Origin of the sequence: Streptomyces sp. NPDC053069, assembly GCF_044546895.1 — a bacterium.
GTDB lineage: Bacteria > Actinomycetota > Actinomycetes > Streptomycetales > Streptomycetaceae > Streptomyces.
Genome location: NZ_JBITZN010000006.1, coordinates 243,284 through 264,533, shown reverse-complemented (window position 1 = coordinate 264,533; position 21,250 = coordinate 243,284). Strand labels below are relative to the sequence as shown.

Annotated in this window: 17 protein-coding genes and 1 pseudogene; 11 read left to right on the top strand and 7 right to left on the bottom strand. The window is 69.8% G+C overall.

Annotated features, from left to right (window positions below; translation table 11 throughout):
- Positions 1-45: 45 nt before the first annotated feature.
- On the bottom strand, positions 46-1,203 hold the full coding sequence (locus ACIGXP_RS16350; RefSeq protein WP_363214049.1) for an acyl-CoA dehydrogenase family protein: 1,158 nt from the start codon (positions 1,201-1,203) through the stop codon (positions 46-48).
- A 135-nt stretch (positions 1,204-1,338) separates the two neighbouring features.
- Entirely contained in the window at positions 1,339-1,938 is a 600-nt protein-coding gene (locus tag ACIGXP_RS16345; RefSeq protein WP_399768785.1) for a TetR/AcrR family transcriptional regulator, read from the bottom strand.
- 109 nt (positions 1,939-2,047) lie between these two features.
- Here ACIGXP_RS16345 and ACIGXP_RS16340 point away from each other — a divergent pair, with 109 nt between their 5' ends.
- From ACIGXP_RS16340 to ACIGXP_RS16290, 11 genes are all read left to right on the top strand, one after another.
- Positions 2,048-3,664: a carboxyl transferase domain-containing protein gene (locus tag ACIGXP_RS16340; protein WP_399768783.1), complete on the top strand. Its 1,617-nt coding sequence runs from the start codon at positions 2,048-2,050 to the stop codon at positions 3,662-3,664.
- An 11-nt stretch (positions 3,665-3,675) separates the two neighbouring features.
- The gene (locus ACIGXP_RS16335) at positions 3,676-5,601 is read left to right on the top strand and encodes an acetyl/propionyl/methylcrotonyl-CoA carboxylase subunit alpha (protein WP_399768781.1); all 1,926 of its coding nucleotides are present in this window, start codon (positions 3,676-3,678) and stop codon (positions 5,599-5,601) included.
- Positions 5,598-6,539, top strand: coding sequence for a hydroxymethylglutaryl-CoA lyase (locus tag ACIGXP_RS16330; RefSeq protein ID WP_399768779.1), 942 nt, complete (start codon positions 5,598-5,600; stop codon positions 6,537-6,539). Before ACIGXP_RS16335 ends, ACIGXP_RS16330 begins: the two co-directional genes overlap by 4 nt.
- Before the next feature lie 5 nt (positions 6,540-6,544).
- Complete coding sequence (locus tag ACIGXP_RS16325) at positions 6,545-7,705, top strand: acyl-CoA dehydrogenase family protein (RefSeq protein WP_363213972.1); 1,161 nt, start codon at positions 6,545-6,547, stop codon at positions 7,703-7,705.
- A gap of 139 nt (positions 7,706-7,844) precedes the next feature.
- Entirely contained in the window at positions 7,845-8,891 is a 1,047-nt protein-coding gene (locus tag ACIGXP_RS16320) for an ABC transporter substrate-binding protein (protein ID WP_399768776.1), read from the top strand.
- 218 nt (positions 8,892-9,109) lie between these two features.
- Positions 9,110-9,952, top strand: coding sequence for a siderophore-interacting protein (locus ACIGXP_RS16315; protein WP_399768774.1), 843 nt, complete (start codon positions 9,110-9,112; stop codon positions 9,950-9,952).
- 115 nt (positions 9,953-10,067) lie between these two features.
- Positions 10,068-11,510 carry a lysine decarboxylase DesA gene (gene desA, locus ACIGXP_RS16310; protein ID WP_399768772.1) on the top strand — a complete coding sequence of 481 codons (1,443 nt, stop codon included), beginning with the start codon at positions 10,068-10,070 and terminating at the stop codon, positions 11,508-11,510.
- Entirely contained in the window at positions 11,494-12,780 is a 1,287-nt protein-coding gene (locus ACIGXP_RS16305) for a lysine N(6)-hydroxylase/L-ornithine N(5)-oxygenase family protein (RefSeq protein WP_399768770.1), read from the top strand. Before desA ends, ACIGXP_RS16305 begins: the two co-directional genes overlap by 17 nt.
- Positions 12,777-13,322 carry a GNAT family N-acetyltransferase gene (locus ACIGXP_RS16300; RefSeq protein WP_399768768.1) on the top strand — a complete coding sequence of 182 codons (546 nt, stop codon included), beginning with the start codon at positions 12,777-12,779 and terminating at the stop codon, positions 13,320-13,322. Before ACIGXP_RS16305 ends, ACIGXP_RS16300 begins: the two co-directional genes overlap by 4 nt.
- Positions 13,319-15,088 carry an IucA/IucC family protein gene (locus tag ACIGXP_RS16295; RefSeq protein WP_399768766.1) on the top strand — a complete coding sequence of 590 codons (1,770 nt, stop codon included), beginning with the start codon at positions 13,319-13,321 and terminating at the stop codon, positions 15,086-15,088. The genes ACIGXP_RS16300 and ACIGXP_RS16295 overlap by 4 nt, the downstream gene beginning before the upstream one ends.
- A 42-nt stretch (positions 15,089-15,130) precedes the next feature.
- Positions 15,131-15,757 (top strand): hypothetical protein, encoded by a 627-nt coding sequence (locus ACIGXP_RS16290; RefSeq protein ID WP_399768764.1) that lies wholly within the window; start codon positions 15,131-15,133, stop codon positions 15,755-15,757.
- An 89-nt stretch (positions 15,758-15,846) separates the two neighbouring features.
- On the opposite strand, the gene tgmC is transcribed toward ACIGXP_RS16290, so the two are convergent.
- The 5 genes and pseudogenes from tgmC to ACIGXP_RS16265 form a co-directional block, all read right to left on the bottom strand.
- Positions 15,847-16,968, bottom strand: coding sequence for an ATP-grasp peptide maturase system methyltransferase (gene tgmC / locus ACIGXP_RS16285; protein WP_399768762.1), 1,122 nt, complete (start codon positions 16,966-16,968; stop codon positions 15,847-15,849).
- Positions 16,965-17,738, bottom strand: a pseudogene (tgmB, locus tag ACIGXP_RS16280) (ATP-grasp ribosomal peptide maturase); the annotation flags it as partial. The pseudogene tgmB and the gene tgmC, both read right to left, overlap by 4 nt.
- A 42-nt stretch (positions 17,739-17,780) precedes the next feature.
- Positions 17,781-18,422: an HAD family hydrolase gene (locus tag ACIGXP_RS16275; protein ID WP_399768760.1), complete on the bottom strand. Its 642-nt coding sequence runs from the start codon at positions 18,420-18,422 to the stop codon at positions 17,781-17,783.
- 457 nt (positions 18,423-18,879) lie between these two features.
- The gene (locus ACIGXP_RS16270) at positions 18,880-19,407 is read right to left on the bottom strand and encodes a hypothetical protein (protein WP_399768758.1); all 528 of its coding nucleotides are present in this window, start codon (positions 19,405-19,407) and stop codon (positions 18,880-18,882) included.
- A gap of 182 nt (positions 19,408-19,589) precedes the next feature.
- Positions 19,590-21,197, bottom strand: coding sequence for a beta-N-acetylhexosaminidase (locus ACIGXP_RS16265; protein WP_399768756.1), 1,608 nt, complete (start codon positions 21,195-21,197; stop codon positions 19,590-19,592).
- Positions 21,198-21,250: the final 53 nt, after the last annotated feature.

Below are 21,250 nucleotides of genomic sequence, written 5' to 3'. Positions count from 1 at the left end.
GGTTTCAGTTGTACCGGCCGGTGATTACGCCCGGTCACACGGCCCTTACAGGCCCATGTCCTTGGCGATGATCGTCTTCATGATCTCGCTGGTGCCGCCGTAGATGCGGTTGACGCGGTTGTCCGCGTACAGGCGGGCGATCGGGTACTCGTTCATGTAGCCGTAGCCGCCGTGCAGCTGCAGGCAGCGGTCGATGACGCGGTGGGCGACCTCGGTGCAGAACAGCTTGGCGCTGGCGGCCTCGGCGGGGGTCAGCTCACCGGCGTCCAGGGCCTCCGTGGCGCGGTCGGCGACGGCCTCGGCGGCGTCCACCTCGGCCTGGCAGGCGGCCAGCTCGAACTTGGTGTTCTGGAAGTGGGCGACCGGCTTGCCGAAGACGGTGCGCTCCTGGACGTACTGCTTGGCGAACCGGACGGCGGCCTTGGCCTGCGCGTAGGCGCCGAAGGCGATGCCCCAGCGCTCGGAGGCCAGGTTGTGGCCGAGGTAGTAGAAGCCCTTGTTCTCCTCGCCGAGCAGGTCCTCGACCGGCACCTTGACGTCGACGAAGGCCAGCTCGGCGGTGTCGGAGGTCTTCAGGCCCAGCTTGTCGAGCTTGCGGCCGACGGAGTAGCCCTCGGACTTGGTGTCCACGGCGAACAGGGAGATGCCGTGGCGGCGGTCCTCGGCGGTCGGCGCGGCGGTGCGGGCGCACACGATCACGCGGTCGGCGTGGACGCCGCCGGTGATGAAGGTCTTGGCGCCGTTGAGGACGTAGTGCGTGCCGTCCTCGGAGAGCTTGGCGGTGGACTTCATGCCCGCGAGGTCGGAACCGGTGCCCGGCTCCGTCATCGCGATGGCCCACATCTCCTCGCCGGTGACGAACTTCGGCAGGTAGCGCTTCTTCTGCTCGTCGGTGGCGAGCATCTTGATGTAGGGCAGCGCGAGCAGCACGTGCACGCCGGAGCCGCCGAAGTTCACGCCCGCGCGGGCGGTCTCCTCGTAGACGACGGCCTCGAACTTGTGGCTGTCCAGGCCGGCGCCGCCGAACTCCTCGGGGACGTTGATGCCGAAGATGCCCAGCTCGCCGAGCTTGTAGTAGAAGTCGCGCGGCGCCTGGCCGGCGGCGAACCACTCGTCGTAGACGGGCACGACCTCGGCCTCGATGAAGGCGCGCAGGGTCTCCCGGAACGCCTCGTGATCCTCGTTGAACACCGTACGGCGCACGCCGCCCACCTCCACGTACATGTCTAAGCGCTTGCTCAGACACCAAGGTACTGGTGAGTATCTTCCGCCGTCCAGAGGTCTCCCCCCGTAACGCTCATCACGCCGAGCCCCGCCCCGCCCCCTCGCCGCCCGGCCTCACGCCTCGCCGGCCGCCGTGAACGCACCCCGCGCCATCCGGTGCAGCAGTGCCGCCGTCGTCCCCCGGCCCGGCAGCGTGCCGGCGCGGCCCAGGTGGGGCGTGGAGTTCAGCAGGCCGAAGACCGAGTGGACCGCCGAGCGGGCCGTCGGCTCGGTCAGCGCCGGATACACCTCGCGGACCACCTCCACCCACAGCTCGACGTACTGCCGCTGGAGCTGGCGGACCAGCTTGCGGTCGCTGTCGCGGAGGCGGTCCAGCTCGCGGTCGTGCAGGGTGATCAGGGGACGGTCGTCCAGGGCGAAGTCGATGTGACCCTCGATGAGGGAGTCGAGGACGGCGGAGGCGCCCAGCCGGCCGTCCGCCTCCGCCAGGCGCCGCTTGGCGCCGGTCAGCAGCTGGCCGCTGATGCCCACCAGCAGCTCGGCGAGCATCGCGTCCTTGCCCGGGAAGTGCCGGTACAGACCGGGGCCGCTGATGCCGACCGCGGCGCCTATCTCGTCGACACCGACGCCGTGGAAGCCGCGCTCGGCGAAGAGCCGGGCGGCCTCCTTGAGGATCTGCTCGCGGCGGGTGGGGGCGTCGGTTCTGGTGACCATGCAGGTAATTCTAGACAGCGAGGTTAGCGGTCGTTAACCTGGAGGAAATGGTTAACGCTCATTAACACGTTCGACCAACAGGTTCGATCACCGGTGAGGGGACCGCAGGATGCAGGAGGCACCGGAGCTCCGGAGCGCGGCAGATCCCGCGTCGGAGGCCTGGCGGGCCAATGAACAGGCTCATCTCGCGCTGGTCGCGGAGCTGCGCGGCAAGCTGGCCGCGGCGGCGCTCGGCGGCGGCGAGAAGGCGCGGGCCCGGCACACCGCGCGCGGCAAGCTGCTGCCGAGGGACAGGGTGGACACCCTGCTCGACCCGGGCTCGCCCTTCCTGGAGCTGGCCCCGCTGGCGGCCGACGGGATGTACGAGGGGCAGGCTCCGGCCGCCGGCGTGATCGCCGGGATCGGCCGGGTCAGCGGACGCGAGTGCGTGATCGTCGCGAACGACGCCACGGTCAAGGGCGGCACGTACTACCCGATGACCGTGAAGAAGCACCTGCGCGCCCAGGAGGTGGCGCTCGACAACCGGCTGCCGTGTGTGTACCTGGTCGACTCCGGCGGTGCCTTCCTGCCGATGCAGGACGAGGTCTTCCCCGACCGGGACCACTTCGGGCGGATCTTCTACAACCAGGCCCGCATGTCCGGCGCCGGGATCCCGCAGATCGCGGCCGTCCTCGGCTCCTGCACGGCCGGTGGGGCGTACGTCCCGGCGATGAGCGACGAGGCCGTGATCGTGCGCGGTCAGGGGACGATCTTCCTCGGCGGCCCGCCGCTCGTGAAGGCCGCCACCGGTGAGGTCGTCACGGCGGAGGAGCTGGGCGGCGGCGAGGTCCACTCCCGGGTCTCCGGCGTCACCGACCACCTCGCCGAGGACGACGCGCACGCCCTGAGGATCGTCCGGAACATCGTCGCCACGCTCCCGGCCCGGCGGTCCCTGCCCTGGGAGGTGCAGCCGGCGGTCGAACCGAAGGTGGATCCGTACGGGCTGTACGGCGCCGTCCCGGTCGACTCCCGCACCCCCTACGACGTCCGCGAGATCATCGCGCGCGTGGTCGACGGCTCCCGGTTCGCCGAGTTCAAGGCCGAGTTCGGGCAGACGCTCGTCACCGGCTTCGCCCGCATCCACGGCCACCCGGTCGGCATCGTCGCCAACAACGGCATCCTCTTCTCCGAGTCCGCCCAGAAGGGCGCCCACTTCATCGAGCTGTGCGACCAGCGCGGCATCCCGCTGGTGTTCCTGCAGAACATCTCCGGGTTCATGGTCGGCAAGGACTACGAGGCGGGCGGCATCGCCAAGCACGGCGCCAAGATGGTGACGGCGGTGGCGTGCACGCGCGTGCCGAAGCTGACCGTGGTGGTCGGCGGGTCGTACGGCGCGGGCAACTACTCGATGTGCGGCCGGGCCTACTCGCCCCGTTTCCTGTGGATGTGGCCGGGCGCCAAGATCTCCGTCATGGGCGGCGAGCAGGCCGCGTCCGTCCTGGCGACCGTCAAGCGGGACCAACTGGAGGCGCGCGGCGAGGAGTGGTCCGCCGAGGACGAGGACGCCTTCAAGGCACCGATCCGCGCGCAGTACGAGCGCCAGGGCAACGCCTACTACGCCACCGCCCGCCTCTGGGACGACGGCGTGATCGACCCGCTGGAGACCCGTCAGGTGCTCGGACTCGCCCTGACGGCCTGCGCCAACGCGCCTCTGGGAGAGCCCCAGTTCGGCGTCTTCCGGATGTGAGGAGGGGAACCGTGTTCGACACAGTGCTGGTCGCCAACCGGGGCGAGATCGCCGTACGCGTCATCCGTACGCTCCGCTCGCTGGGCGTGCGCTCGGTGGCGGTCTTCTCCGACGCCGACGCCGACGCGCGGCACGTCCGGGAGGCCGACACGGCGGTACGGATCGGGCCGCCGCCCGCGGCCGAGAGCTATCTGTCCGTCGAGCGGCTGCTGGAGGCCGCCGCCCGCACCGGCGCCCAGGCCGTGCACCCCGGGTACGGCTTCCTCGCCGAGAACGCCGGCTTCGCGCGCGCGTGCGAGGAGGCGGGGCTGGTCTTCATCGGCCCGCCCGCCGACGCGATCGCGCTCATGGGCGACAAGATCCGTGCCAAGGAGACGGTGCAGAAGGCCGGGGTGCCGGTGGTGCCCGGGGGCCGTGACCCCGACCTCGCCGGTGCGGCCCGCGAGCTGGGTGCGCCCGTGCTGCTCAAGCCCTCCGCAGGGGGCGGCGGCAAGGGCATGCGCCTGGTGCGGGACATGACCGTGCTGGAGGAGGAGATCGCCGCCGCCCGCCGCGAGGCCCGCGCCTCCTTCGGCGACGACACCCTGCTCGTGGAGCGGTGGATCGACCGGCCCCGGCACATCGAGATCCAGGTGCTGGCCGACGGCCACGGGAACGTGGTTCACCTCGGCGAGCGCGAATGCTCGCTCCAGCGGCGCCACCAGAAGATCATCGAGGAGGCGCCGAGCGTGCTCCTCGACGAGGCCACGCGCGCGGCGATGGGCGAGGCGGCCGTGCAGGCGGCCCGCTCCTGCGGCTACCGGGGCGCGGGCACGGTGGAGTTCATCGTGCCGGGCGGTGACCCGTCGTCGTACTACTTCATGGAGATGAACACCCGTCTCCAGGTGGAGCACCCGGTCACCGAACTGATCACCGGCCTCGACCTGGTGGAGTGGCAGCTGCGCGTGGCGGCCGGGGAGAGGCTGGGCTTCGCGCAGGCGGACGTGACGCTCACCGGGCACGCGGTCGAGGCCCGGATCTGCGCCGAGGACCCCGCGCGCGGCTTCCTGCCCTCCGGCGGCACGGTGCTGCTGCTGGACGAGCCGCAGGGCGACGGCGTGCGCACCGACTCCGGGCTCAGTGAGGGCACCGAGGTGGGCAGCCTGTACGACCCGATGGTGTCCAAGGTGATCGCCTACGGCCCCGACCGGGCGACGGCGCTCAGAAAGCTCCGGGTGGCGCTGGCGGAGACGGTCACGCTGGGCGTGCAGACCAACGCGGGCTTCCTGCGCCGGCTGCTGGAGCATCCGGCAGTCGTGGCGGGCGAGTTGGACACGGGGCTCGTGGAGCGGGTGGTGGACGAGCTGGTTCCCACCGACGTGCCGGAGGCGGTGTACGAGGCGGCGGCCGCCGTACGCATGGAGGCGCTGAAGCCCCGTGCGAAGGGCTGGACCGACCCCTTCTCGGTGCCGAGCGGATGGCGCCTCGGCGGCACCCCGAAGCCGCCCGTCTTCCACCTCCGGGTGCAGGAACCGGTGACGTACACCCCCCGGGGCACCCACACCGTCACCGGCGACCGGGTGACGGTGACCCTGGACGGCGTCCGCCACGTCTTCCACCGGGCCGGTGACTGGATCGGCCGTCACGGCGACGCCTGGCACGTGCGCGACCACGACCCGGTCGCCGCGTCCCTCACCCGGTCCGGACACACGGGCGCGGACTCGCTGACCGCGCCCATGCCCGGGACGGTGACCGTCGTGAAGGTCGCGGTCGGCGATGAAGTGGCCGCGGGCCAGAGCCTGCTGGTGGTCGAGGCGATGAAGATGGAGCACGTCATCTCCGCCCCGCACGCCGGCACGGTCGCCGAGCTGGACGTGACGCCGGGCACGGCGGTCGCCATGGACCAGGTGCTGGCCGTGATCGCACCGCACGACGAGGAAGAGGTGGTGGCGGAGTGAGTGCCGAAGGACTGCCCATGGTCGTACCGGCCGGTGGTCTGCCCGCTCGGGTGCGGATCCACGAGGTCGGCGCGCGTGACGGGCTGCAGAACGAGAAGATGGCCGTACCGACGTCGGTCAAGGCGGACTTCATCCGCCGCTTGGCCGACGCGGGCCTGACGACGATCGAGGCGACGAGTTTCGTGCACCCCGAGTGGGTGCCCCAACTGGCGGACGCCGAGCATCTGTTCCGGCAGGTCTCCGACCTCGACGTGGACCTGCCCGTCCTGGTGCCGAACCGCCGTGGCCTGGACCGCGCGCTCGCGCTCGGCGCCCGCCGGATCGCGGTGTTCGCCAGCGCCACCGAGTCCTTCGCGAAGGCCAATCTGAACCGCACGCTGGACGAGTCGCTGGCCGTGTTCGAGCCGGTGGTGCGGCAGGCGAAGGACGCGGGCGCGCATGTGCGCGGCTATGTCTCGATGTGCTTCGGCGACCCCTGGGAGGGGGCGGTCCCCCTCCACCAGGTGGCCCGCGTCTGCACGGCCCTCAGGGACATGGGCTGCGACGAGCTGAGCCTGGGCGACACGATCGGCGTCGCCACCCCCGGCCACGTCCTCGAACTGCTCTCCCTGCTCAACGAGAAGGGCGTGCCGACGAACGTGATCGGCGTGCACTTCCACGACACCTACGGCCAGGCGCTCGCCAACACCCTGGCGGCCCTGCAGCACGGCGTCACCACCGTCGACTCCTCGGCGGGCGGGCTCGGCGGCTGCCCGTACGCGAAGTCCGCCACCGGCAACCTCGCCACCGAGGACCTCGTCTGGATGCTGCACGGCCTCGGCATCCAGACCGGCGTCGACCTCGGCCGTCTGACCGCCACAAGCGTGTGGATGGCCGCCCATCTGGACCGGCCCAGCCCGTCCCGTACCGTCCGCGCTCTCTCCCACAAGGACCAGTGATCAGCATGGACCACCGTCTCAGCCCCGAGCTGGAGGAACTCCGCCGCACGGTGGAGGAGTTCGCGCACGACGTGGTGGCGCCGAAGATCGGCGACTTCTACGAGCGGCACGAGTTCCCGTACGAGATCGTCCGCGAGATGGGCCGCATGGGCCTGTTCGGGCTGCCGTTCCCGGAGGAGTACGGCGGCATGGGCGGCGACTATCTCGCCCTCGGCATCGCCCTGGAGGAACTGGCGCGGGTGGATTCGTCGGTGGCGATCACCCTGGAGGCCGGGGTGTCGCTGGGCGCGATGCCCGTGCACCTCTTCGGCACGGAGGAGCAGAAGCGGGAGTGGCTGCCCCGCCTGTGCTCGGGCGAGATCCTCGGCGCGTTCGGCCTGACGGAACCGGACGGCGGCAGCGACGCCGGGGCCACCCGTACGACGGCCCGTCTGGACCCGGCCACGAACGAATGGGTGATCAACGGCACGAAGTGCTTCATCACCAACTCCGGTACGGACATCACGGGCTTGGTGACGGTGACCGCCGTGACCGGCCGCAAGCCGGACGGCAAGCCGCAGATCTCCGCGATCATCGTCCCGTCCGGCACGCCGGGCTTCACGGTCGCGGCCCCGTACTCGAAGGTCGGCTGGAACGCCTCGGACACCCGCGAGCTGTCGTTCCAGGACGTACGCGTCCCGGCGGCCAACCTCCTGGGCGAGGAGGGCCGCGGCTACGCCCAGTTCCTGCGCATCCTGGACGAGGGCCGCATCGCCATCGCGGCGCTGGCGACGGGCCTCGCACAGGGCTGCGTCGACGAGTCGGTGAAGTACGCCAGGGAGCGCCACGCCTTCGGCAGGCCGATCGGCGCCAACCAGGCCATCCAGTTCAAGATCGCCGACATGGAGATGAAGGCCCACACGGCCCGTCTCGCCTGGCGCGACGCCGCTTCCCGCCTGGTGGCCGGCGAACCCTTCAAGAAGGAGGCGGCCCTCGCCAAGCTCCACTCCTCCACGGTCGCTGTCGACAACGCCCGCGACGCCACCCAGATCCACGGCGGCTACGGCTTCATGAACGAGTATCCGGTGGCCCGCATGTGGCGCGACTCCAAGATCCTGGAAATCGGCGAGGGCACGAGTGAGGTCCAGCGGATGCTGATCGCACGGGAGTTGGGGCTGGTCGGCTGAGGCAGCTCCGGCGGCACACAGGCCGCGTACGGGTTCGGGTGCGGGGCGCCCCACCCCCTGGACATCGAGTGAGGTTAGGCTAACCTACCTTCAAACCTGTCCGGCGGGCGCTCCGCCCCGTTCGAAAGCAGTCATACCCATGCCCCAGGCCCGTGCCACCCATCTCACTCGCCGCGGTCTCCTCGCCGCGGGCGGCGCCGTCGGACTGGCCGCCGCGCTCAGCGCCTGCGGGGACGACAAGGGCAAAGACAGTGGCGCGGGCGGCGGGTCGAAGGCCGCCAAGTCCGGTCCCTGGTCCTTCAAGGACGACCGCGGCACGGTCGTGAAGCTGGACAAGGTCCCCGTGAACATCGTCGCCTTCACCGGCGTCGGCGCCGCGCTCCACGACTACGGCATCCAGGTCAAGGGCGTCTTCGGCCCGACCACGACCAAGGACGGCAAGGCCGATGTCCAGGCCGGCGACATGGACGTCAGCAAGGTGACGGTCCTCGGCAACACCTGGGGCCAGTTCAACATCGAGAAGTACGCGTCGCTCGCGCCGGACGTGCTGATCTCCACGATGTTCGACGGCGCCGGCACCCTCTGGTACGTCCCCGAGGAGTCGGAGAAGAAGATCTCCCAACTCGCCCCCGGTGTCGGCATCTCCGTCTACGACCGCCGGCTCACCGAGCCGCTGCAGCGCATGTGGGACCTGGCCGAGTCGCTCGGCGCGGACATGAAGGCCGCGAAGGTCACCGACGCCAGGAAGCGGTTCGAGGCCGCCGCCGCCCGGCTGCGCGCCGCCGCCAAGGCCAAGCCCGGCATCAGGGTGATGGCCGGCAGTGCGAGCGACCAGCTGTTCTACGTCTCGGGCACCAACCTCTCCGTGGACCTGGAGTACTTCAAGGCCCTCGGCGTGAACTTCGTGGAGCCGCCGGAGAGCGCCAAGAAGCAGGGCGGTGGCTGGTACGAGTCGCTGAGCTGGGAGAACGTCGACAAGTACCAGGCCGACATCATCATGATGGACGACCGGTCCTCGGCGATCCAGCCGGCCGACATCAGCAAGCCGACATGGAAGAAGCTGCCCGCGGTGAAGGCGGGGCAGGTGATCGCCCGGTCGCCCGAGCCGATTCTGTCGTACGACAAGTGCGTGCCACTGCTGACGAGTCTGGCCGAGGCCTTGGAGAAGGCGAAGAAGGTCGGCTAGGGGGTGTCGTTCGGATCATCCCGGCGTCGCGGGCCCTGGCACGCACGGGTCGGCCGGCGCACCGCTCGTCACGGCCGGCCTGATCCGAACACCCCCTAGGCGCCCATGCGGAGGGGCGCCGTGCATGGCGGGCGGCTGCGGACCGCGTGTGGCTGGTCGCGCCGTTCCCCGCGCCCCTTCAGGCCCGCTGCAATCCCCCGCATCGATGAGGAGCCCACATGACCACGGCCGTAGCCGCCCCGTTCCGGTTCTTCTCCCTGCAGGTCGTACGGACGAGGCGGCTGGGGCCGTCGCTCGTCCGTGTCACCTTCGGCGGAGCCGGTCTGCACGCGTTCCACTCCGACGGACGGGACCAGTCCCTCTCCCTGTTCCTGCCGCACCCCGGTCAGACCGAGCCCGTCGTCCCGCTGGAGCTGGGGGACGGCTGGTGGCAGGGGTGGCGGGAACTGCCGGACGACGTACGGGCCGTGATGCGCTCGTACACACTGCGGGCCCTCAGGCGCGACCCGGACGAGATCGACATCGACTTCGCGCTGCACGGCATCGAGTCCGGCGCGTCCACCCCCGCCGGCCCCGCCTCCCGCTGGGCCTCCCGGGCGACCGCAGGTGACCGGGTGCTGCTGCTCGGGCCGGCGGTCGCCGACAACCGCGCGATCCGCTTCCGCCCGCCCGGGGACACCGACCTCGTCGTCCTGTGGGGCGACGAGACCGCCGTACCGGCCGCGACCGCGATCCTGGAGTCCCTCCCCGCCGGCAGCCGCGCCCGCGCCTGGCTGGAGGTGCCGCACGCCGGGGACATCCAGGACGTGCGCACGGCGGCCGACGCGGAGATCACGTGGCTCGTACGGCACGACGGATCCCCCATGGCCGTCGATGCCGTACGGGCCGCCCACCTGCCCGCGGCCGAGCGGCCGTACGTGTGGATCGCCGGTGAGTCGGGGCAAGTGAAGGCGCTGCGGCGGCACTTCGTCGGTGAGCGTGGCGTCGACCGGCAGCGGGTGACCTTCGTCGGGTACTGGCGGCAGGGGATGACCGAGGAACAGCTGCGGGCCGCCGGGTAACCGCTCCTGGAGTGACGCCGGTCACGGGTCAGGGCATGCCTTGATCCAATTAACTTAGGTTAGGCTAACCTAAGCTGAACCCCCCGTACGGACTGTCCCCTCGGAGGACCCCCACATGCGCTCGCACCTGCTCAATGGCCTCACCGCGGAGCACTACCGCAGCTCCGTGACCGAAGGAGTCGAGCGGGTGGCGGCCAAACTCGCCACCACCGACCGTCCGTTCACCGGCGTCACCGTGGACACCCTCTCCCCCCGGATCGACGCCATCGACCTCGACCGGCCCCTCGGCGACACCGCCGCCGTACTCGACGAACTGGAGGACGTCTACCTCCGGGACGCCGTCTACTTCCACCACCCCCGCTACCTCGCCCACCTCAACTGCCCCGTGGTCATCCCGGCGGTGCTCGGCGAGGCCGTCCTCTCCGCGGTCAACTCCTCCCTGGACACCTGGGACCAGTCGGCCGGCGGCACCCTCATCGAGCGCAAGCTCATCGACTGGACCGCCGAACGCATCGGCCTCGGCCCGGCCGCCGACGGCGTGTTCACCTCCGGGGGCACCCAGTCCAACCTCCAGGCGCTGCTCCTGGCGAGAGAGGAGGCCAAGAGCGACAGCCTCGCGAAGCTGCGCATCCTCGCCTCCGAGGTCAGCCACTTCAGCGTGAAGAAGTCCGCGAAACTCCTCGGCCTGGGCCCGGACTCCGTCGTCGCCGTCCCCGTCGACCGCGACAAGCGGATGCAGACCGTCGCCCTCGCCCATGAGCTGGAGCGCTGCCGGCGCGACGGGCTGGTGCCGATGGCGGTCGTCGCCACCGCCGGCACCACCGACTTCGGCTCCATCGATCCGCTCCCGGAGATCGCCGGACTGTGCGCCCAGTACGCCGTGTGGATGCACGTCGACGCGGCCTACGGCTGCGGGCTGCTCGCCTCCCTGAAGTACCGGGACCGCATCGACGGCATCGAGCGCGCCGACTCGGTCACCGTCGACTACCACAAGTCCTTCTTCCAGCCGGTCAGTTCGTCCGCCGTCCTGGTGAAGGACGCGGCCACGCTGCGGCATGCCACCTACCACGCCGACTACCTCAACCCGCGCCGCATGGTGCAGGAACGCATCCCCAACCGGGTCGACAAGTCCCTGCAGACCACCCGCCGCTTCGACGCCCTCAAGCTGTGGATGACCCTGCGCACCATGGGAGCGGACGGTGTCGGACAGCTCTTCGACGAGGTCTGCGACCTGGCGGCCGAGGGCTGGCAGCTGCTCGCCGCCGACCCCCGCTACGACGTCGTCGTCGAGCCCACCCTCTCCACCCTCGTCTTCCGCTACATCCCGGCGGCCGTCACCGACCCGGCCGAGATCGACCGCGCCAACCTCTACGCCCGCAAGGCCCTGTTCGCCTCCGGCGACGCCGTGGTGGCCGGCACCAAGGTCGGCGGCCGCCACTACCTGAAGTTCACCCTGCTCAACCCCGAGACACGGGCGGCCGACATCGCCGCCGTCCTCGATCTGATCGCCGGCCACGCCGAGCAGTACCTGGGAGAGTCCCTTGACCGCGCTTCCTGAAGCCACCCGTGTTCATGACTTCGTGGGGATCGGGCTCGGCCCCTTCAACCTCGGCCTCGCCTGTCTCACCGAACCGATCGCCGGTCTGGACGGCGTCTTCCTCGACTCCAAGCCGGACTTCGAGTGGCACGCCGGGATGTTCCTGGACGGCGCCCACCTGCAGACCCCGTTCATGTCGGACCTGGTCACCCTCGCCGACCCCACCTCGCCCTACTCCTTCCTCAACTACCTGAAGGAGAAAGGCAGACTGTACTCGTTCTACATCCGCGAGAACTTCTATCCCCTGCGGATCGAGTACGACGACTACTGCCGCTGGGCGGCGGGCAAACTCCGCAGCGTCCGCTTCGGCACGACGGTCACCGAGGTGACGTACGAGGACGAGCTGTACGTCGTCCGCACGCAGGCCGGTGAAACGTTCCGCGCCCGGCACCTGGTCCTGGGCACGGGGACGACCCCGTACGTCCCGCAGGCCTGCCAGGACCTGCCCGGCGATTTCCTGCACAACTCCCAGTACGTGCACCGCAAGGCGGAGCTGCAGGCGAAGAAGTCCGTCACGATCGTCGGCAGCGGCCAGAGCGCGGCCGAGATCTACCACGAGCTGCTCGCCGAGATCGACGTCCACGGCTACCAGCTCAACTGGGTCACCCGCTCCGCGCGGTTCTTCCCTCTCGAATACACCAAGCTGACCCTGGAGATGACCAGTCCTGACTACATCGACTACTTCCGCGCGCTGCCGGAGGAGACCCGCTACCGGCTGGAGAAGCAGCAGAAGGGCCTGTTCAAGGGCATCAACTCGGATCTGATCGACTCGATCTTCGACCTGCTCTACCAGAAGAACGTCGAGAGCGGCGACCGCCCGGTCCCGACCCGTCTGCTGACCAACTCCACCCTGAAGAGCGCCCGTCACGACGCCGACGGCACCTACACCCTCGGCTTCCACCAGGACGAGCAGGGCAAGGACTTCGAGATCCGCACGGAGGGCCTGCTGCTGGCCACCGGCTACCACTACGAGCCCCCGGCCTTCCTCGCCCCGATCCGGGACCGCCTCCGCTTCGACGGACACGGCCGCTTCGACGTCGCCCGCAACTACGCCATCGACGTCACCGGCCGGGGGGTCTTCCTGCAGAACGCCGGCGTCCACACCCACAGCATCACCAGCCCCGACCTGGGCATGGGCGCCTACCGCAACGCGTACATCATCCGCGAACTGCTCGGCACCGAGTACTACCCCATCGAGAAGACGATCGCCTTCCAGGAGTTCGCGGTATGACCGACACGGACATGACCTTCACCTTCCGTCCCGTCGATCCCCTGACCCACGGCGAACTGCTGCACTCCTGGGTCACCCACCCCAAGGCGTCCTTCTGGATGATGCAGGACGCGAAACTGGAGGACGTCGAGCGGGCCTACATGGAGATCGCGGCGGACGAGCACCACCACGCGCTGCTCGGACTGCGCGGCGGCGTGCCCGTCTTCCTCATGGAGAAGTACGACCCCGCGCACCGCGAGCTGACCGGCCTGTACGAGGCACAGCCGGGCGATGCCGGCATGCACTTCCTGGTCGCGCCCACCGACACGCCCGTGCACGGGTTCACGCGGGCCGTCATCACGGCCGTGATGGCGCACCTGTTCGAGGATCCGGAGGTGAAGCGCGTCGTAGTCGAACCGGACGTCCGCAACACGGCCGTACACGAGCTGAACGAGGCCGTCGGGTTCGTGCCCGAGCGGGAGATCCAGAAGCCGGAGAAGAAGGCGCTGCTGAGCTTCTGCACGCGCGAGCAGTTCACCGCTGCGACGGGGGTGGCCGCATGACCCTCGCCGACACCGTTGCCCACCTCTCCCCCGAGCGCTGGGCGACCGCCAACTGTCTGCTGATACGCAAGGCGCTCGCCGAGTTCGCCCACGAGCGCCTGATCACACCTGCGCGGGAGGGGGACGGGTACGTCGTCCGCAGTGACGACGGCCTGACCTCCTACCGCTTCTCCGCCGTCCGGCGCGCCCTCGACCACTGGCAGGTCGACGCCGAGTCCCTCACCCGGCACCGGAACGGTGCCGAACTCCCCTTGTCCGCCCTGGACTTCTTCATCGAGCTGAAGGAGTCCCTGCGGCTGACCGACGAGATCCTGCCGGTCTACCTGGAGGAGATCTCCTCCACCCTCTCCAGCACCTGCTACAAGCTCACCAAGCCCCGCATCACCTCCGCCGAGCTGGCGGGTCGCGGCTTCCAGGCGATCGAGACCGGGATGACCGAGGGGCACCCCTGCTTCGTCGCCAACAACGGCCGGCTCGGCTTCGGCATCCACGAGTACCTCTCCTACGCCCCGGAGACCGCGAGCCCCGTCCGTCTGGTGTGGCTGGCCGCGCACCGCTCACGGGCCGCCTTCACGGCGGGTGCCGGGATCGCGTACGAGGAGTTCGTCCGGCAGGAGCTGGGCGCGGACACGGTCGACCGGTTCCACGGCCGGCTCACCGCCCAGGGCCTCGACCCCGCCGACTACCTCCTCATCCCCGTCCACCCCTGGCAGTGGTGGAACAAGCTCTCCGTCACCTTCGCCGCCGAGGTGGCCCGCCGGCACCTGGTCTGCCTGGGCGAAGGCGACGACGAGTATCTGGCCCAGCAGTCCATCCGGACCTTCTTCAACACGTCCCACCCGGAGAAGCACTACGTCAAGACGGCCCTGTCCGTCCTCAACATGGGCTTCATGCGGGGGCTCTCGGCCGCCTACATGGAGGCCACGCCAGCCATCAACGACTGGCTGGCCCAGCTGATCGAGAACGACCCAGTGCTGAAGTCCACGGGCCTGTCGATCATCCGCGAGCGGGCGGCCGTCGGCTACCGGCACCTGGAGTACGAACAGGCCACCGACCGCTACTCCCCCTACCGCAAGATGCTGGCCGCACTGTGGCGGGAGAGCCCGGTACCCTCGCTCCAGGACGGCGAGTCCCTGGCCACCATGGCCTCCCTGCTGCACGTGGACCACAACGGCGCCTCCTTCGCGGGCGCGCTGATCGCCCGCTCGGGACTCCCGCCGACGGAGTGGCTGCGCCGCTACCTCCGCGCCTACTACACCCCCCTGCTGCACAGCTTCTACGCCTACGACCTGGCGTTCATGCCGCACGGGGAGAACGTGATCCTGGTGCTCAAGGACGGCGTGGTGCAGCGGGCGGTCTACAAGGACATCGCCGAGGAGATCGTGGTGATGGACCCGGACGCGGTCCTGCCGCCGGAGGTACAGCGGATCCGTGTCGAGGTCCCGGACGACACGAAGCTGCTGTCGATCTTCACGGACGTCTTCGACTGCTTCTTCCGCTTCCTCGCCGCACACCTCGCCGCCGAGGGGACCCTGGAGGAGCACGCCTTCTGGCGCACGGTCGCCGAGGTCACCCACGAGTACCAGGAGGCGAACCCCGAACTGGCCGAACGATTCCGTCAGTACGACATCTTCACCCCCGAGTTCGCCCTGTCCTGCCTCAACCGCCTCCAACTCCGCAACAACAAACAGATGGTGGACCTCACCGACCCGTCGGGCGCCCTCCAGCTCATCGGCACCCTGACGAACCCGATCACCGGCCTCTGAGCGTGGGGCTTGATGCCTCCGCGCACCGGGTATCGCAGGCACATGCGGGCATGGCGAGCGGCCGTGTGGGCGGGGCCCTGGTGGGAGGCATTCGTGCTGGGTGTGGTGAGGCGGGTGCGGGCGGGGGCCGGTCCGCAGCCGTGGTGGATGCCGCGGCGCGTACTGACCGTGGTGTCGGCCGATGTCGACCCCGCCTCGGGAGTCGCGGCGGTCTGGATGCTGTGGCGTCCGAAGTCACCGCGGACGCGTGAGCACACCGAGCTGCTGGAGTGGTACGACGAGCGGTGGCGGTACGTGGGAGGCGGCTGGGGCGACGGAGACGGAGACGACGGTGCCGACGTCGATGTGCTCGACATTCGCCACGCCGCGGGCAGCCTCAGCCTCACCCGCCGCCTCGCCCCTCCTGGCTCCCTCATCTCAGCCCCATGGATCGGTTGCGAGATCGTGCGCCTCGGGCCGGACGTGGGGCATGTGCTCATCGGCGCCCGCCGGATCGAGGCTCCCGAGCAGCGCAGGCTCATCGCTGTCTGGACATCTCCCCGCACCGCCGGCCTCGCAGACCGTCCCGTCATCTCGGCCCTGGGCCGCGACGGCACGGAACTCTCCCGCATCGGGCCCCATGACGGCCTGGACAGCCATACCTGGACGCGGCTGAGAGACGAGCTTTGACCGGTCTGCTCCAGCAGTCGGCTCCGAAGACGGACGGGCACCCCGGAGTACGGTCCTCCGGGGTGCCCGTCCGGCTTCTCCGGTTGCCGCTACCAGCTGTAGCTCTGTCCCTCCGGCGTAACGCGGAGGGTGAACCGCTCCAGCTCAGGTGCTCCAGCGGCATACCAGCGGCCCAGTTGGTCTTCGGCAGCGTCCCACAGAGCGTGTGGACCGTCCTGCCGCACAGTCCACCGGCCGTTCTCCTCATAGAGAGCGGCCCAAGAGCCGGAGTCGACGTCGATCAGGACTTCCTCCCGGAGCCCGTCGCGTTCCATGGTCAGACGCTGGCCGCCCGGAAGCGCGGACTGCACAACGAAGCGGGACGCCCAGCCGTCCAGGGCGTCGGCCCCGACAGTGGCCGGGCGCTCCTCGCCTGCGCTCAGGTCTGGGAGCAGGCCGAGTGGTGGCGGCAGCTGCGGACGCGCGAGCATGAAGCTCACTCGGCCGCCCAACAGCGGCCCGGATGCGGTGCCGTCGTCGTGCACGGCCAATCGAGCGAGTTCCGAGGTGCCGAGCCAGCCACCGATGGTCGTCAGGATCTCTCCGCCAGGCCGAGCCTGCTCGATCCACTCCGAGGGCACGGTTCGCACGCCGCAGGTCGCGATGATCCGGTCGTACGGTGCACCTTTGGCAAAGCCGCGCAGGCCGTCACCGGTGATGAGAGTGGGGTACATCCCGATCCGGCCAAGAGCCGTCTGCGCCCGCGCGGCCACCTCCTTGTCGTACTCGATGGAGGTGACGGCGCCCTCGCCCAGCCGGGCGCAGAGCAGCGCGGTCGAGTAGCCGGTACCGGTGCCGATCTCCAGCACCCTCATACCTGGCTCCGCCCGCAGTTCCTCCAGCATGCGCACCACGAGCGAGGGCAGCGTGCTGGAGCTGGTCGGCTCACGCAGGATTTCCCCGCGAATGTCTGACGGAACGATCGTGTTGGCGATCTGTGTCACGAGCGACTCGTCGGCGAAGCAGCCCCGCATCCAGTCCGCGCTGCCCTCCAGAACAGGCTGCCAAGCTGCGGGGAAGGCGTTCGGCACCCGACGGAAGAAGCCGCTCCGGAGGAACTCGTGCCGGGGAACGGACTCCACCGCCCGCCTCCACGGCTCGGTCCGCAGCGCCCCTGTCTGCTGAAGACTGTCGACCAACCGCTGGTGCAGCTGTGTCACCTCGGTGTTCACGTCGTCCTCTCCAGTAGGTCGGCCATGGCCTGGAGCATCGGCATGCCGGTCTCCGGTTCCAGCCAATACCACTGGCCGGAGGGGTTGCACTCCAGGAACCACCATCGCCCGTCCGTGCCCACACAGAAGTCGAAAGCGCCGAAAACGAGCCCGAAGCTGTCCAGGTACCGGAAAAGTGACGCCCTAGTCCGTGGTGGCGGCTCCACAGGGGTGTACTTCAGACGGCCGTAGTCGGTACGCCAGTCCAGCAGATCGGAGTCGATGCGAACGCAGAACACCCGAGTGCCGATGACGGTGACGCGGACGTCCGCTTCCTTGGGGACGCGCTCCTGGAAGAGATGCGCGGTGCCGGCCACGTGCTCGTCGATGTCCTCGGCGGCGACCTCCGCGATCCGGACGACGGAGGAGACGCCGTCTACGTGGTACGCCGGGTTCGACAGCGGCTTGTAGATGACCGAGTGGTGGCGTTTGACGAAGGCCCGGGCGGCGTCCGGGCTGGAGGTGATGAGTGTGGCCGGTACGTCGAATCCTGCCTGCCTCGCCGCGACGAGGCCGGAGGGCTTGAATTCGGCGTCGCCGATCCTGTGCGGGTGGTTGACGTACAAGCACCCCGGCAGGGACTCGAGCACGCCTCCGAGTCCGTACCGGGCCTGGGTGACGGCAAACCGCGCATCTTGCTCGGGCAGGTGCGGGAAGGCGAACCCGGTCGGCCGTCGGTAGTACAGGGATCGTACGGCGGTCAGGTCGGCGGTCCGGGTGGGGGTGAGAAGGCACTGCCCCGTCACCGCGCGTGGGGGACCAGTTTGCAGATTTCAGTCACCAAGAAGCGCGGCAAGCTCGCCGAGGCTGTCGATCCGCCAGTCCGCGGCAGCAATCACATCAGCGTCGTCTGCCCACAGACGTCCCCACGGGCCGCGGCGGATGTGGGCCACGCGCAGTCCGGCCGCCTTAGCCGGGAACACGTCGTTCACCGGGTGATCTCCCACGTACACCGTGCGCTGCGGAGGAGCCTGCGCCACCTCCACCACTCGCCGGAAGAACTCCGGCTGAGGCTTGGCGACGCCCCACTCCCCCGATGTCGCGACCACGTCCGCAGGTAGATTCAGACCGCGCAGCAGCTCACCGGCCCGGACCGTCTGGTTCCCCGCGATGACCACTCGCACCCCGTGCTGCCGGAGCATGGTGAGCGCCGGTCGCACGTCCTCGTACAGGTCTGTCTCGTCCAGGGACTCACCGCGCCCTGCTGCTTCCCGCGCCCGGTACTCGGCGGCGACGTCGATGCCCGGACGGACGAGTCTCAGGGCCTCGGCGTTGTCGATGCCTTGAGCCACGACGGCTCCGACGAGCGCGGACAGGGTATGACGGGGAACGCTGAGCCAGTCGGCCCAGGACGCCCAGTACCGGTCATCCCTGGTGATCGTCTCTCCGACGTCGAACACAACCGTTTCAATCACTCGTGCAGCCTACGGCTCGTGAGCGTCGGGGCCGGTGTTGCCTGGGCGAATGGGGGCTTGATGCCCCGCGCATGGTGAGGCGGGCGCAGGCGAGGGCCGATCCGCAGCCGTGGTGGATGCCGCGGCGCGTACCGACCGTGGTGTCGGCCGATGTCGACGCCGCTTCCGGAGGCGCGGTGATCTGGATGCTCTGGCGTCCGCAGTCATGGCGGCGGCGTGAGCACACCGAGCTACTGAAGTGGTACGACGAGCAGTGGCATACGTGGGAGGCGGCAGCGGCGACGGAGGTGACGACGACGGTTGCTGAAGGCCGTCGACGACCTCCAGAAATAGTGGTTCACCGCCAGACAGATGCCCGGGTGACGCCGAGAGCCAGGACGGGTGCGGCGGACAGGACGGCGAGCCGTGCCCAATGGCAGGCGTTGGACCCCTTGAGACACAGGCCACAGGCGAGGCGTCAGCCCACCCACTCCCGCAACAGCCCCTCCCGCTCCGCTTTCCGAGGCGACCCGCCTTCCCGCGCGCGGCCCCACTCCGACATGGCCGCCAGCGTCGTCGCCATTGTCGCGGCTCCCTCCGTGAGGCGGGACAGGAGAGCGCGGGAGAGGTCGACCTCCGTCTGGGAGTAACCGACCGCCGCGGCGGCGTACGCCGACAACTCGTGCTCACCGTCGGTCGATTCCACGCACACCCTCATCATCGGCGGGTCCTCGCCCGTCAGGCCGACACCCCCGGACAGGGCCACGTCCAGCACCATGCCCAGGGCCAGGTCCTTGACCGCGCCGGCCTGCAGCTTCAGGGACTTCACGGGGACGTCCGTCACCGTCAGGGCGTGCACGTCCTCCCACAGGTGCAGGCCGGACTGTCTGTCGCCGAGGGCCACCACGCCCTCGGGGGTCAGACGTACCCCGGGAGCCAGACCGGACGGCTTCGCGCCCAGGTACACGTCGCTCCCGACGATGCAGAACAGCCCCACCATGGCCATGGTTTGCTCCCCCGACGACGGCACCACCGCCGTGTGACACATCAGAGATCAGGTCGCCCTCGCAACGTGCCAACGGGCCGTGGAGTTCCCGCCTCGCCGTCTCGACTCCATACCCAAGGACACCCAGGCAGACGGACGGGCACCCCGGAGTACGGTCCTCCGGGGTGCCCGTCCGTATGTGGTCAGCTCGTGGGCCAGGGGACCTGGGGTGACTTGTAGTAGGTGATGCCCAGGGCGTCCCAGCGTGGGGCCTGGGCGGCCAGGCGCACCTTGTACGTGTCCCAGTCGTGCGTCGCCGCCGGGGACCAGCCCAGTTCGGCGGCGCCGGGCAGGCGGGGGAACGCCATGTACTCGATGTCGGGGGACTTCTTCAGGGTCTCCGACCACAGGGGCGCCTCCACACCCCGGACGGCGGAAGCCGGGGCGCCCGGGAGGTAGGTGCCCGGGTTCCAGTCGTACGACCGCTTGACCTCGACCAGGCCTGCCCAGTCGAGGCCCAGCTTGGTGTCCTTGGTGTACTTCATGTCAAGGTAGATCCGGTCCGCCGGGGAGAGGATCAGGCCGGTGCCGTTCCGGGCGGCGTTGGCGACCTGGTCCTTCTCCGCCGCGCTGGTGCTGTCCAGGCCCCAGTACTGGGCGAGGGCGCCCTGGGCCGGGTGCGCGCCGGTGAGCTGGTGCCAGCCGATGACCGTCTTTCCGTACTTGGCGACGGTCGGCTGCACCCGGTCCATGAACGTCACATAGTCGGCGTGGCTGGTGGAGTGCGCCTCGTCGCCGCCGATGTGGAGGTAGCGGCCGGGGGTGAGGGCGGCCAGCTCCCGGATCACGTCGTCCGCGAAGTCGTAGGTGACCTGCTCGGGCACGCACAGCGAGCTGAAGCCGACCTTCGTACCGGTGTACAGCGGGGGTGCGATGCCGTCGCAGTTGAGTTCGGCGTAGGAGGCGAGGGCCGCGTTGGTGTGGCCGGGCATGTCGATTTCGGGGACGACCTCCAGGTAGCGGGAGGCCGCGTACCGGATGATCTCCTGGTACTGCGCCTTGGTGTAGTAGCCGCCCGGGCCGCCGCCGACCTCCGTGGAGCCGCCGTAGGTGGCCAGGCGCGGCCAGGAGTCGAGGGCGATGCGCCAGCCCTGGTCGTCACTGAGGTGCAGATGCAGCTCGTTGATCTTGTAGAGGGCCAACTGGTCGATGTACCGCTTGACCTGGTCGACGGTGAGGAAGTGCCGGGAGACGTCCAGCATGGCGCCACGGTAGGAGTAGCGGGGGTGGTCCTCCATGGTGCCGCCGGCGATCTGCCAGGGGCCCGCCTGCACCGTTTTCTTCTCGACGGCCGGCGGGAGGAGCTGACGCAGGGTCTGCACGCCGTGGAAGAGGCCTGCGGGGGCGCTCGCGGTGATGGTGACGCCGCTCGCGTCGCTGTGCAGCCGGTAGCCCTCGGCGCCGAAGTCGCCCGGTGCGAGGTGGAGTCGGATGCCGCCGCCGTGGTCGGTGAGCGGCAGCGGATAGCCGGTGGAGGGCCGCAGGATGCCGGTGAGGTACGCGCCGATCCGGCGGACCTCGGCCGAGTCGTCGACCCGGACGCCGGTCGCCCGCGTGATGCGGTACGGCGTCTTGCCCGGCGTGACGGAGGCGGGTGCCGGGATCACCCGGTCCAGCGGGGTGGGGACGGCCGCTGTCGCCGTGGGTGCCGCGGGTGCGGCGCCGAGCGTGAACACACCGGCCGCGGCCACCAGCAGCAGTGATCCGAGCATGCGGGTGGTTCGGGGAGTCGTGCTGTGTGTGCGTCTCACATGCGCTCCCTTCAGTTGTGGTCGAGACCACTCTCCCGCAGATCCGGTGAAAC